The 12,467-nt window shown below is 73.0% G+C and carries 11 protein-coding genes; 4 read left to right on the top strand and 7 right to left on the bottom strand.

Annotated elements, in window-relative coordinates; all coding sequences use genetic code 11:
* Positions 1-24 precede the first annotated feature (24 nt).
* Entirely contained in the window at positions 25-984 is a 960-nt protein-coding gene (locus OG254_RS44810) for a hypothetical protein (RefSeq protein ID WP_405593499.1), read from the bottom strand.
* A 213-nt stretch (positions 985-1,197) separates the two neighbouring features.
* On the opposite strand from OG254_RS44810, the gene OG254_RS44805 reads away from it, so the two are divergent.
* Positions 1,198-2,391, top strand: a complete 1,194-nt coding sequence (locus tag OG254_RS44805; protein ID WP_405593498.1) for a CaiB/BaiF CoA transferase family protein — start codon at positions 1,198-1,200, stop codon at positions 2,389-2,391.
* A 21-nt stretch (positions 2,392-2,412) separates the two neighbouring features.
* Here OG254_RS44805 and OG254_RS44800 read toward each other — a convergent pair whose 3' ends face one another.
* Entirely contained in the window at positions 2,413-3,120 is a 708-nt protein-coding gene (locus tag OG254_RS44800; protein ID WP_405593497.1) for an SDR family NAD(P)-dependent oxidoreductase, read from the bottom strand.
* Between the two features lie 101 nt (positions 3,121-3,221).
* Between OG254_RS44800 and OG254_RS44795 the strand changes: the two genes are divergently transcribed.
* The gene (locus OG254_RS44795) at positions 3,222-4,058 is read left to right on the top strand and encodes a helix-turn-helix transcriptional regulator (protein WP_405593496.1); all 837 of its coding nucleotides are present in this window, start codon (positions 3,222-3,224) and stop codon (positions 4,056-4,058) included.
* Positions 4,059-4,149: 91 nt separating this feature from the next.
* The gene (locus OG254_RS44790; RefSeq protein ID WP_405593495.1) at positions 4,150-5,016 is read left to right on the top strand and encodes a hypothetical protein; all 867 of its coding nucleotides are present in this window, start codon (positions 4,150-4,152) and stop codon (positions 5,014-5,016) included.
* 70 nt (positions 5,017-5,086) lie between these two features.
* Here OG254_RS44790 and OG254_RS44785 read toward each other — a convergent pair whose 3' ends face one another.
* The 4 genes from OG254_RS44785 to OG254_RS44770 all read right to left on the bottom strand — a co-directional run bounded on the left by OG254_RS44785 (position 5,087) and on the right by OG254_RS44770 (position 9,861).
* Positions 5,087-5,923, bottom strand: a complete 837-nt coding sequence (locus tag OG254_RS44785) for a fructosamine kinase family protein (RefSeq protein WP_405595575.1) — start codon at positions 5,921-5,923, stop codon at positions 5,087-5,089.
* Between the two features lie 73 nt (positions 5,924-5,996).
* On the bottom strand, positions 5,997-6,452 hold the full coding sequence (locus OG254_RS44780; RefSeq protein ID WP_351198577.1) for a (2Fe-2S)-binding protein: 456 nt from the start codon (positions 6,450-6,452) through the stop codon (positions 5,997-5,999).
* Between the two features lie 22 nt (positions 6,453-6,474).
* Complete coding sequence (locus OG254_RS44775; RefSeq protein ID WP_405595573.1) at positions 6,475-8,574, bottom strand: molybdopterin cofactor-binding domain-containing protein; 2,100 nt, start codon at positions 8,572-8,574, stop codon at positions 6,475-6,477.
* A gap of 120 nt (positions 8,575-8,694) precedes the next feature.
* A complete protein-coding gene (locus tag OG254_RS44770; RefSeq protein ID WP_405593494.1) occupies positions 8,695-9,861 on the bottom strand; it encodes an FAD-dependent oxidoreductase in 1,167 nt (388 codons plus the stop codon).
* Positions 9,862-10,069: 208 nt separating this feature from the next.
* Between OG254_RS44770 and OG254_RS44765 the strand changes: the two genes are divergently transcribed.
* Entirely contained in the window at positions 10,070-10,654 is a 585-nt protein-coding gene (locus OG254_RS44765; protein WP_405593493.1) for a hypothetical protein, read from the top strand.
* Between the two features lie 22 nt (positions 10,655-10,676).
* On the opposite strand, the gene OG254_RS44760 is transcribed toward OG254_RS44765, so the two are convergent.
* Positions 10,677-12,449: a helix-turn-helix domain-containing protein gene (locus OG254_RS44760; RefSeq protein WP_405593491.1), complete on the bottom strand. Its 1,773-nt coding sequence runs from the start codon at positions 12,447-12,449 to the stop codon at positions 10,677-10,679.
* Positions 12,450-12,467 lie beyond the last annotated feature (18 nt).

The raw sequence follows: 12,467 nt of genomic DNA, 5'->3' as shown, positions 1-12,467 counted from the left end.
TGATCGCAGCCTCTCGCAACAGCCCTAACCCCGCCACCGCATCCCGTGCAGCCGCCGCAGCCGCAGCCGGTGGATCTCCCACCAGGCCAATGCCGTCACCGACACCGGGCCGCCGAGGAACGCGCAGACGGCGAGCGGCACCGGGCCCGGTGGCATGCCGCCCGACGACAGGCTGACGAAGGCGAGCACCCAGACCAGGACAGTGGTGACGAGCGCGGGCAGCGCCGGGTGCAGGGCGGACAGGTTGAAGGCGTAACGCAGTGCCGGACCGGAGGCGAAGCAGAGGAAGAAGATCACCCACCAGAACGGCGCCCAGCACAGGAACATCACGGACGCCCAGAGAAACAGCCCGTTCGCGCCGCTGGGCAGCAGGTCCATCCCCTCGCCCCCTGCAATGAACAGCACCGGCACCAGCATCCACGCGCCGAAGTACAACAGGGCCGACCGGCCGGCCGGCCACAGCTGCGTCCGCATGGCCCGCCGCGTCCCGTTCCTGGCCACCAAGAAGAGCAGCCCCACCATCACCGCCGCGATCAGCAACGCCAGCCAGGGCGCGAACAGCAGCTGCTGCATGAGCTCTGACGGCAATTCCTGCCAGCCTCCGTATGCGGCCAGCAGCACCCCCGTCATGACGAGGGCCGTCCAGGCCCGCACCCGCTGCACCCGGAACACCGCGGGATCCTCGACCTGCCCTGCCGAGCGTACGGGGAAGACCCGGCGCGCCAGACGGCGGGCCGTACGGGCCAGTTGGTAGCCGACCATCAGCGGCACGGTCAGCCACCACAGGCATGGGAGGACCAGCACCAGCAACACCCAGGGGGACACCCCCTCCCGCCGTCCCCGCAACACCTCACCCAGCGGCGGCCATTCGTCCTCACGCAGCCGTCGCCACAGCGGCGCGTACGGCCGCGGCGGGTCGCCCGCTGGCCGCGGCCCGCCGGTCGCGGGCGGTGGCCCGGACGGGCGGGGCGGGTCGATGGTCATGGGGCTCCTTCCATGGTCCCGGAAAGAGACGCGACCCGACCGGCCACGGTTCCCGACCGCAAACCCCGTGCTGCCGGGGACACCCCCGGTGTGTCCGCCTGATCAACCTCTGCCTCTTCCATCCGGTTCCATCCGGTTCCATCCGGGCCGCTCGGCCATCACTTCCCTTGGGCGCCGTTGACGCGATCTCTCTTCGGGCCGTACGAATGGCCCATGAACGCGTCCCGTCTTCCCCTGTCCGGCATCACCGTCGTCAGCATCGAGCAGGCCGTGGCCGCCCCGTATGCCACCAGGCAGCTCGCCGATCTCGGGGCGCGGGTGATCAAGGTGGAGCGGCCGGGGGACGGGGACTTCGCCCGCCGGTACGACACGACCGTGCACGGGCAGTCCAGCTATTTCGTCTGGCTCAACCGGTCGAAGGAATCCCTCACGCTGAATCTGAAGGCGCCGCGGGGCCAGGAGATCCTGCACGGCCTCCTCGACACCGCCGACGTGTTCGTGCAGAACCTGGCGCCGGGCGCCGCCGACCGTCTCGGCCTGGGTGTCGAGGCGCTCGGTGAGCGGTGGCCGCGGCTGATCCCGTGCACGATCTCCGGGTACGGCACGTCCGGGCCGTGGGCCGAGCGGAAGTCGTACGACCTGCTGGTGCAGTGCCAGACCGGGCTGGTGTCGCTGACGGGGACCCCCGAGGAGACCGCGCGCGTCGGCATCTCCGTCGCCGACATCGCCGCCGGGATGTACGCCTACAGCGGCATCCTCACCGCTCTGTACACGCGGGCCACCACGGGCACGGCCCACCCGGTGGAGGTGTCCCTGTTCGAGGCGCTGGCCGAGTGGATGGGCCAGCCCGCCTACTACGCCCGCCATGGCGGCGTTCAGCCCCCGCGCCTGGGCACCCAGCACCCGACCATCGCTCCGTACGGCGCCTTCACGGCCGCCGACGGCAAGGAGGTGCTGTTCTCCATCCAGAACGAGCGGGAGTGGGCCGTGCTGTGCGCGCAGTTCCTCGGCCGGGCCGACCTGACCGACGATCCGCGTTTCGCCACCGGCTCGGCCCGGGTCGCCCATCGCGACGAGCTCAACGCGGTCGTCGCCGAGCGCTGCGCCCGCGCCGACGCCGAGGAGGTCCTCAAGGATCTGGAGTCCATCGGCATCGCCTGCGCCGGCGTCAACGACGTCGCCGCGTTCCTCGACCACCCGGTGCTGGCCGGCCGTGACCGCTGGCGCGACGTGGCGGTGCCCGGTGGCGCGACGGTGCAGGCCCTGCTGCCGCCGGCCAACCTCGCGGGAGTGCCCGCGCGCATGGACCCGGTGCCCGCGGTGGGCGAACACACCGAGGCGATCCTCACCGAACTCGGCCGCAGCGGCGAGGAGATCGAGGCCCTGCGCGCCGACGCCGTCATCTGAGGGGCCCCTCCGGGATCGGCGTCACCAGGGCAGTGCCCCGTTCACGTCGACATAGCCGCCGGTCGGGCCGCCGGGGCCGACCTGTGCCATCCGGACGATGATCTCGGCGCCTTCCGCGACGGTCTGGGTGCCCGTGCGTCCGTTGAGGTCGGTGGCGGTGAAGCCGGGTTCGACGGCGTTGATCCGCATCTGCGGGAACGCCTTCGCGTACTGCACGGTGATCATGTTGACCGCGGTCTTCGAGGTCGGGTACGCGATGGCTTGGTAGAAGTGGGCCGGCGAGTCCGGGTCGGACAGCGTGGCCAGCGAGGCAAGGCCACTGCTGACGTTCACCACGACGGGGGCCTCGGACCGCTGGAGTAGCGGCAGGAAGGCGTGGATGACGCGGACGACACCGAAGACGTTCGTCTCGAAGACCGTGCGCATCTCGTCGGCCGTGGTGTCCGCGGCGGCCGGGATGCCGTTGTTCTCGCCCCGCACCTCGATTCCGGCGTTGTTGATCAGTACGTCGAGCCCGCCCTCGGCCTCGACGGCCTTCGCGGCTGCCTGGACGGAGGCATCGTCGGTGACGTCGAGCTGGACGAACCGGGCGCCGAGCTGTTCGGCGGCGCGCCGGCCGCGCTCGGCGTCCCGGGCGCCGATGTAGACGGTGTGACCCGCTTCGGTGAGCCGCCGGGCGGTCTCGAAGCCGAGTCCCTTGTTCGCTCCGGTGATGAGTGTGGTCGTCATGCCTCGAGCGTCCTGCGCGGCGCGGGAGTCAGCCAGCCGTCCCGTCTTCCTGGGACTGCGGGTACCAGGCACACAGGTGCCCCACGGTGTTCACTGGGGGCATGACGGCGACGGAACTGGGACAGGCCCTGCGCCGCTGGCGGGACCGGGTCGCACCCGAGTCGGCGGGTCTGCCCGCGGGAGGGCATCGGCGTGCGGCCGGGCTGCGGCGCGAGGAGCTCGCGCTGCTGGCCGGGATCTCGGTCGACTACGTCACGCGCCTCGAACAGGGCCGGGCGAGCAGTCCGTCCGGGCAGATCGTCGAGGCCCTGGCCCGGGCGGTGCGGCTCTCGGGGGACGAGCGGGCGCACCTGTTCCGGCTGGCCGGCCTGGCACCGCCCGGCCCGGACACGGTCCCGGCCTACATCACCCCGAGTGTGCAGCGCCTGCTGGACCGGCTGAACGGCACACCCGTCGGGGTCTACGACGCGGCCTGGACCCTGCTCACGGCCAATCCCCACTACAGCGCGCTCATGGGCGACCCCTCCGGATGGCACGGCTTCGAACGCAACGGTGTGTGGCGGGCCTTCCTCGGCCCCCGCAGCCGGGCGCGGCAGACCCCGCAGGAGCGGCGGGCGTTCGAGGCGGGGATCGTCGCCGACCTGCGCGCCACCGCGAGCCGGTATCCCTCGGACCCTCAACTGCGCCGCCTGATTGCGGAGTTGAGCGCTCACAGCCCGCGCTTCGCCGAACTGTGGGAGACGGGCACGGTCGGTCGCCACGAGGCCGGGCACAAGATCATCGACCATCCGCAGGTCGGTCCCCTCACCCTGGACTGCGACATCCTCGCCGTCGCGGGCAGCGACCTGCGCCTGATGGTCTACACGGCCGCACCGGGCACCGAGGACGCCGAGCGCCTCGCGCTGCTCGCCGTGCTCGGCACGCAGTCACTGGTCTGACCGAACCCGGCGCGTGCTTCGTGCGTCACAGTGTCGGGCGGCGCGCCGACGCCGTCCCGACCGGCTCGTCGCCGTCCACTCGGGGGTATCCATGCGTACGACCGCTTTCCGCACCGCCATCTCGCTCGTCGTCCTCGGCCTGCTCACCGCCGGATGCGGCAGCGCCGACACGGGAGGCGCCGCCGCATCCGAGCCCGCGCCGCACACCAGGCCCCGTGCGCTCAAGGTGGCGAAGGCCTGGGACGGTTCAGCGGCCGCCGAGACCTGGCGCGCGGGCTACTACCCGCTGGGCGACCCGGTGCAACTGCCCGACGACGCCTTCCACAGCGACGCCGACAAGGAGGCGTATCTCACCCAGAACTTCGTCCTGCGCGGCGACCTCCCCAAGACCTCGCGCAAGGACGCGAAGGTGACATGGCGGGACGGTGACTCGCTCACCCTCCCCCTCATGGGTGCGCGGGCGGCGTACGACAAGCTGGGCGGCAGCAACAGCACCGGGCCGCGCCTCACGGTGACCGGGGCGAAGCTGGGCGAGACGACGCTGGCGACCGGGCGCGGACCGGCCACCGTCCCGGCCTGGCTGTTCACGATCGAGGGCTACGACACCCCGCTCAAGCGCGTCGCCCTCAGCCCCTCGAAGTCGCCGAAGCCGCCGATCGGGCCGGTCGGCTCCGTCAGCTCCGAGCTGTGGGAGCTGGGCCAGGTGGTCGGGGTGGCCGCCGACGGTCGGTCCGTCACCGTGCGGGCCCACCACGGGGCCTGCGACGACGGACCGGCCGTGGACGTGCTGGAGACGGACGGCAGTGTGGTGCTGTCCGGCTACATGGTCGGAACGAAGGACGGCTTCTGCACGGCCCAACTGATGGCGAAGAAGGTGACGGTCGAATTGGACCGCCCGCTCGGCGACCGGGTCCTGCTGGACGCGTTCACGGGCCGTCCGGTAGGCGGCACGCAATGAGTCGCCGGTCCTGAAGGACCTTCACATCCGTGAGGAGGACGCGCAGTCGCCGCTACGGACAGCCGACGGCTCATCCCGTCAGGGCCGACTCGGCCGCCGCCAGGGCTTGTTCGGCGTAGCCGCGGCCGAAGAGCACGGTGTGGACGAGGAGCGGGAACAACTGGTGCAGGCCGATCCGGTCCGGCCAGCCGTCGGCGAGGGGCGCCGCCTCGTGGTAGGCGTCCAGGATCCGGTCCAGGTGGGGGCAGCCGAAGAGGTGCAGCATGGCCAGGTCGGTCTCGCGGTGCCCGCCGTGCGCGGCCGGGTCGATCAGCCAGGCGTGGCCGTCGGCGCCCCACAGGACGTTGCCGTTCCACAGGTCGCCGTGCAGCCGGGCGGGCGGTTCGGCGGGACCGGCCAGTTCGGGGAGCCGCTCGCAGACCCGCTCGATCAACGGCGCCTCGGTGCCGCGGACCGTGCCGTCGTCGACCGCTCGGCGCAGATACGGCAGCACCCGGTGCTCGGCGTACCAGCGGGGCCAGTCGGGGCCGGTTGCGTTGAGCATCGGGGCGAGCCCGATGTAGGCGTCCTCGGGGCCGCCTGGCGGTCCGGCGCCGAAGGCGCGTGCGCCGGACGCGTGCAGGGCCGCCAGCTCACGGCCGAACGTCTCGGCCGCACCGGCGCTGGGCCGGCTGGTCACCACCCGGTCGGTGACCAGCCACCGCGCGTTCCGGCCGTGCACGACCGGGACATGGACGGTGCCGGCCTCGGCCAGCCAGCGCAGTCCGGCCGCCTCGGCCCATGTGGCCCGGTCACGCTCGCCGCGCTTGACCATCACGACTCGGCCGTCGCCGAGGGTGACTTCGGCGAGCGTTCCGGACAGGCGGCGTTCACCGGTCACCGGCTGTCCGGTGCACCATGCCGCCATGGCGCTGGGGCCCTCGAAGCTGTTGTGCACGGCCCTCAGCGTACGGCGGCCCGGGCCTCACCGAAGCCGCCGGTCAGCTGTTGGCGGCGGCCTTCTTGATCGCCTCGCGGATGCGGGAGTAGGTCCCGCACCGGCAGACGTTCTCGATGCCGTCGATGTCGGCGTCCGTCGGCCGGGGTGTCTTCTTCAGCAGGGCGGCGGTGGCCATGATCTGGCCCGGCTGGCAGAAGCCGCACTGGGCGACGTCGCAGTCGAGCCAGGCCTGTTGCACGGGGTGCAGCCGGTCGCCGTCGGCGAGGCCCTCGATGGTGGTGACCTCGCGGCCGGAGCAGTCGGCGACCGGGACGACGCAGGGCTGGATCTCGTCGCCGTCGAGGTGGCTGGTGCAGGCGCGGCAGGCGCCGATGCCGCAGCCGTATTTGGGGCCGGTGACGTTCAGCAGGTCGCGCAGCACCCACAGCAGGGGCATGTCGGCGGGGGCCTCGACGGTGACCTGCTTCCCGTTGAGGGTGAAGGAGTAGGAGGGCATCGGTACCTTCTCGATGGGTGGCTCAGAAGTTCAGGGGGAAGCGGCGGGGCTTGGTGCCGGTCGCCCGGGCGTAGGCGTTGGCGACGGCGCCGGCCGCGGCTGGGACGCCGAGTTCACCGGCTCCGCCGGGCTCGCGCCGGGAGGGCAGGATGTGCGCCTCGAAGTGCTGCGGGGAGTGCCGCCCGCGGGCGTAGTGGAAGTCGGCGAAGCTGCTCTCCCGGACGGCGCCCTTGTCGATGTGCAGGCCGGCTCGCAGCACGGTGGAGATGCCGTCGACGGCGGTGCCCATGAGCTGGGCCTGCAGTCCGCGCGGATTGACGGCCGTACCGACGTCGGCAGCCATCACCACCTTGGTCACCCGGGGGTTCTTCGGATCGACGGCGTCGATCTCGACGAGGCAGGCCACGCTGGAGCCGTACTCCTCGTGCACGGCGACGCCCTGGGCGTGGCCGCGCGGCAGGGACCGGCCCCAGTGTCCGGCGGTCGCGACCTTGTCCAGTACGGCCTTGACGGTCTTGCTCCGCAGTGTCGTACGGCGGAAGGCGACCGGGTCCTGGCCGAGGGCGCGGGCGACGTCGTCGACGACGATCTCCTCGGCGGTGCGCACGGTGCCGGAGTCCACCGAGCGCCAGGCGCCCAGCGGTATCGCCAGCTCGACCGAGCCCGAGTCGCCGGAGAGGCGGCCGAAGTTGTACAGGCCGCTCTCGCTGGGGAGGGGGGCCGCCGCGGGGGCGCGTACCGCGGAGCGCGCGCCGCCCTGTGCGGAGAGGCCGCGCTCGCCGAAGGACTCGCTGACCGAGGCCATGCAGTGGGCGAAGGCCACCACCCTGCCCCGGTCATGGCTGGCCCGGACGCGGTGGTGGGAGGCGGGGCGCATCCGGCCGTGCCGGATGTCGTCGGTCCGGCTCCACATCAGCTTCACGGGCAGGCGCGCCTTCTTGGAGATGACGGCAGCCTCCATCGCGGCGTCGTGGTTCAGCCGCCGCCCGAACGAGCCGCCGCCGCGCATCACATGGACCCGCACCTTCGACACCGGTACGCCGATCGTCGCGGCGATGTCCTCCCGCGCGGACGTGGGGGTCTGGGAGGAGAACCAGATCTCGGCCCGTTGTGACCGGACGTCCGCCACGGCCGTGAGGACCTCCATCGGAGCGTGGCTGACGAAGGCGAACTCGAACTCGGCCTCGGTCTGCGCCGATCCGCGCGGCGGGGTCCCCAGCTTCGGGACGGCGGCGCGCAGCCGGGAGCGGATCTGGGGGTCGGACAGGCTCGCCAGCGGTCCCGGCGCCCACTTGACGCGCAGGGCGTCGCGGGCCTGGAAGGCGTGGTGGAAGGTCTCCGCGACCACGGCGACACCGCCGCCGAACTGAACGACCGCGTGCACCCCGGGCATGGCACGGGCGGCCGCGGAGTCGACCGAGACGACCTTTCCGCCGAGGGTCGGCGGCCGGGCCACGACCGTCGGCTTCGCCCCGGCCACCGCCAGGTCCCCGGTGTACCTGGCTTTGCCGGTGACGATGTCGCGGGCGTCGATGCGGTTCGTCGGCCGGCCGATCACCCGGTGCTGGGACGCCGGTTTGGGCGTGGTCGGCACAGTGGGTCTGGTGATCGGGGCGGCGCTTCTGGTCAGCGATCCGAAGGTGGCCATGCGGCCGTCCGGTGCGATGACCCGGGTGCCCCGGGTGCGCAGGGTCCGCGCGGGGACGTGCCAGCGGCGGGCAGCCGCGGTCACCAGCTTGGCGCGGGCGGTGGCGGCCAGCTGCCGGGCCGGGCCGTACAGCGAACTGATCGAACTGGAGCCGCCGGTGTACTGGTTGCCCTGGTTGCGGGCCTCCGCGAGCGGGATCTCGACGTCGGCGAGCCGGGCGTCCAGTTCCTCGGCGATCATCATGGCGACGGCGGTGGTGACGCCCTGGCCGACCTCGACGCGCGGCAGCCGGACGACGACCTTGTTGGCCGGGGTGACCTCCAGGACCAGCATCTCCGAGTCGGTGCCGGTGACCAGGACGTCGGACGGGCGGCGTGCGCCGTCCGAGGCCTTCTCGGCGCCCTCGGCGGTCGAACCGTCGCAACCGAGGGGTGCCGCGACGGTCAGGGTGGTCGCCGCGAGCGAAAAGACCACGAACTGTCGACGGGACAACTGACGGGCCAACAGGTGCTCCTCTCCGCGAACCCGAGGTGGTTCGACCTCTATGAGGGGCCTGTGCACCTCGGGGTTGCGCCGGTTGGCCGGATCATCGATTTATGTTGCGGGCCGCCTCAGTTCGGTGCCCCACTCCAGGTCCCGGACGAGCTCGTCGTCGCCGGGCCCGGTCGGACCGGCGCCTCTGCCGCCGGGGCCCGACGGGGTGCGGGTGCCTCGGGAGATGTTGCCGCTGACGGTCACGTTGTGCTCCACGCGGGGGCGGCGCACTCGCTCGTAGAGGGACAGCGCGGCGTCCGTGTCCGGTGCGTCCCGCAGGGACTTGGCGAGTACGACGGCGTCCTCCAGCGCCATCGAGGCGCCTTGCCCGGTGGCGGGGGACGCCGCGTGGGCCGCGTCGCCGATGAGCAGGGTCTGGCCGGAGCGCCAGGGCGTGCCGGTGGGGAGTTCGGTGGCGTTGGTGACCATGAGGTCGTCGGAGGTGGCGGCGACGAGGTCCGCGGCCGGGGTGGTGTCCTTGCGCAGCAGCGGCAGCAGCAGGTCGCGCAGGCCCGCCGGGGTGGCCTGTTCGAGGTCCTCCGCGGCCAGGGGCTCGGCGGCGACGCGTGCGAACCAGTACGTCTCTGACTCGGGCGAGACCGCGTACCCGAAGGCGACGGCGCTGCCGCGGACCATGGTGATGGTGTCGGAGGGGGCTGCCTCGGGCGCTTGCCGGGTATAGCCGTAGAAGACCTGCTGTCCGGCGTAGGCCGACTGCCGGTCGGGGGCGGTGAGGCGGCGGACGGTGGAGTTCAGGCCGTCGGCGCCGATCAGGAGGTCGCCGGTCGCCGTGGTGCCGTCGTCGAAGTGGGCGGTGACGCCGTCGGGGCCGTCATCGACCGAGACCAGGCGCATGCCGTGCCGGATGGCGATGCCCCGGCGGGTGACCTCGCCCTGCAAGGCGGCGTTGAGGTCGCCGCGCCGCACGCATCGGTACCGCAGGTGCGGGATACCGGCCTCGCCGAGCGGGACTTGGGCGACCTCGGCGCCCGTGTCGTCCAGGACGCGCATCGAGGTCAGCGGGAAGCCGATCGCGGTGACCGCCGCCGAGGCGTCGAGCTCCGCCAGGGCGCGCATGCCGTTGCTCGCGAGGGTGAGGAACGCGCCGATGTCCTCGGCGGAGTCGGGGTGCGCCTCGTACACGGCGACGTCGCATCCTGCCTTGTGCAGCGCCAGAGCCGCGCCCGTGCCGGCGATTCCGCCCCCTACGACCAGTAACCGCGTCACATCGCCCCCTGATAGGCCTTCGGTGTCTGCCCGTCGCGGCCCTTGATCGCCGCAGTCCTTCGTTGAACGTCCCAGGTCCGGCCCGGGTTCCCGGGCGGGCCGCCGATCGCCGCGAAGTTCCGGACGGTCGAGCTCCGCAATCGTGCAACCATTCGGCCAAGACGGTTGTCTCCCCTAATATCAGGCACATCACCTCTCGGGGGACACAATGGGACGAAACAGAATCGCCTGGGCGTCGGCAGCCGCGCTCATGGTCGCCACGCTGGGTGTGGCGGCGGTCCCGGCCCAAGCCACCGCAACCACCACCGCAACCACCACGGCCTGCCCCACCGGCTGGGGCAGCCAGGCCGAGACCCGCTCCGCGGCCACGTCGGACTCGGTGACGAACATCAGGACCGGTCGGCACGCATGCTTCGACCGCATGGTCGTCGACGTCCCCGGCGCGAGCACCCGTGAACTCGGCTACTCCGTCCGGTACGTCAGCCGTCTCTACCAGGACGGCTCGGGGCGGCACATCGCCGTCGGCGGCGGAGCCGTCATCGAGGTGCGCGTGGCAGCGCCCGCCTACGACCCCGCCACCGGAAAGCCCACGTATCCCGCGAAGGCCGGCCAGCGTCTGACGGGCGTGAACCTCACGGGGTACCGCACGTTCAGGGACGCGCGGTTCGTCGGCAGCTTCGAGGGGGACACGCAGATCGGGCTCGGCGTGCGGGCACGGCTGCCGTTCCGGGTGTGGGTGGCGGCCGATCGTGTCGTCGTCGACGTCGCGCACAACTGGACCGGGGCCCGCTGAGGCCCTCGGAGGTCCGGGGCGCTCAGGGCCTGGGCCCGGTCAGAGCGTCCCGGCCCTGGTACTCCCGCAGTTTGCGGTAGAGGGTGGCGCGGGCGATCCCCAACGCCGCCGCGGCGCGCGCCTTGTTGCCGCCGTGGCTGCGCAGCGCCTCCAGGATCGCGGACCGTTCGGCCAGCTCCATCGGGCTGAGGGTCCGCCCCGCCGGGCCTTCGCGGACGGGATCGGGCAGTTCGCCGCGCCGCACCGGCCCGAAGAGTCGCCGCTGGCCGGCCAACGCCCTGACGAGATGCGCGAGTTCCGTGACGTTCCCGGGCCAAGGATGCTGCTCCAGCGCCCGCAGCGCGTCCAGGGTCCAGGTCAGCGGCGGGCTGCCTGGGGCGGGCCCGGGGGCGAGGGCGGGCAGCAACTCCCGGATGTCCTCGGGGCGTTCCCGCAGTGCGGGCAGGGTCACCGAGCGGGCGGCGAGGGTGTCGAGGAGGCGCTGGAGGCAGGGGCCCGGCGAGGTTCCGGGTGTGTAGGTGACGACCACGCGGGCGTCGGGGCGCTCCTCCAGGAGGGAGTTGAGTGCGGCCACATCCGGCTGGGACAGGCGTTCGGCGTGCCGCAGCAGCAGGGGGCGGTCGCCGGCCCTCCCCCAGCCTCCGGCCGGGGAAGCCCCCATCTCGCTGCGCTCGCCGCCCTTGAGCCCGAGTTCGGGTGATTCGGCGGCGTCCACGGCCAACGGGGCCGTCCCGTCGAGCAGTTCGAGGGCCAGGGCGGTCTTGCCCGTGCCCCGCTCCCCCGTCACCAGCACGGGTCCCGCCGTACGGAACAGCCGCGACGCCCGCGTGACCGCGTGCCGCCAGGGCACCGAACCTCCCACCAGCGCGCCCGCCGGACTCGGCGGCGGCGCCGGCTCCACGGGACGTGGGGCGAGCACGGCGACCAGGCCGAGGGCGCGGCCCTCGTGCCGTACCGGAGTGATCTCGGCGGTGCAGCCGGCGTCCTCGGGAAGCGGGATGTCGTACGACTCGCCGCTCCCCCTGCCGCCCCAGGCCCGCGCGCCGCGCTCCAGCGCCTCCAGCACCTGCGGGGAGGCGAGGCCCGCCGCCGCCTCGCTGATCAGGCGGCTGCGGCCGTCCAGTGCGACCACCGCCCGCTCGCGTCCCCGCGCGGCCCGCTCGTAGGCGTCGAGCAGCGCCCGCCCCGCGGTACGCGCGCGTGCCCGCAGTTCCGCCTCCACCGCGGCGGCGGCCGCCTCGGCGAGCGCGGCGCCGGGATGCGGCCGGCAGCCCGCCCACAGGCCGCAGGCCACCGTCACCGTGCCGAGCACCTGACCGGTCTCCGGGGAGAGCAGCGGCACGCTGACCGCCGAGACGTCCTGCCACACGTCGAGGAAGTGCTCGGGGCCGTGCACCTCGGCCCGGCGGCGGGTGCGCAGGGCGAGCGCGGCACTGTTGTGACCGACCTCCCGCTCGGACAGGTCGGCGCAGGTGTCGTCGCCGGGCGCGCTGCCGGTCGACCACAGCACCCTCAGCCGTTCGTCGGTGAGCACGAGTGCCGAGCGCCCGGCGTCGAGGGCCGGCGCGATCCGGGTGAGCGCGGGGCGCGCCGCCTCCAGCAGGGGCGAGTCGTCGAGGTCGGCCGACTCCCGCAGCGGACCGTCGAGATCGGGCCGTACACCGAAGAAGCGGGCGCGCCGCCAGGCCGCCACGACGTCGTCCGGTACGCCGTCCGGCAGGGGACGCCCCGTCAGGAACCTTTCGCGGGCCTGGCGTAGCGGGGCGAGGGCAGGGGAATGTTCCGCGGTGGTCATGGCGTCCCTCACCGTATC

Source organism: Streptomyces sp. NBC_01092 (genome assembly GCF_045039535.1).
GTDB lineage: Bacteria > Actinomycetota > Actinomycetes > Streptomycetales > Streptomycetaceae > Streptomyces.
This window is presented reverse-complemented; position numbering and strand designations above follow the sequence as displayed.

Coding starts and splice junctions, on each gene's coding strand:
- OG254_RS44810 (WP_405593499.1), bottom strand. CDS start 984: ATGACCATCGACCCGCCCCGCCCGTCCGGGCCACCGCCCGCGACCGGC.
- OG254_RS44805 (WP_405593498.1), top strand. CDS start 1,198: ATGAACGCGTCCCGTCTTCCCCTGTCCGGCATCACCGTCGTCAGCATC.
- OG254_RS44800 (WP_405593497.1), bottom strand. CDS start 3,120: ATGACGACCACACTCATCACCGGAGCGAACAAGGGACTCGGCTTCGAG.
- OG254_RS44795 (WP_405593496.1), top strand. CDS start 3,222: ATGACGGCGACGGAACTGGGACAGGCCCTGCGCCGCTGGCGGGACCGG.
- OG254_RS44790 (WP_405593495.1), top strand. CDS start 4,150: ATGCGTACGACCGCTTTCCGCACCGCCATCTCGCTCGTCGTCCTCGGC.
- OG254_RS44785 (WP_405595575.1), bottom strand. CDS start 5,923: ATGGCGGCATGGTGCACCGGACAGCCGGTGACCGGTGAACGCCGCCTG.
- OG254_RS44780 (WP_351198577.1), bottom strand. CDS start 6,452: ATGCCCTCCTACTCCTTCACCCTCAACGGGAAGCAGGTCACCGTCGAG.
- OG254_RS44765 (WP_405593493.1), top strand. CDS start 10,070: ATGGGACGAAACAGAATCGCCTGGGCGTCGGCAGCCGCGCTCATGGTC.
- OG254_RS44760 (WP_405593491.1), bottom strand. CDS start 12,449: ATGACCACCGCGGAACATTCCCCTGCCCTCGCCCCGCTACGCCAGGCC.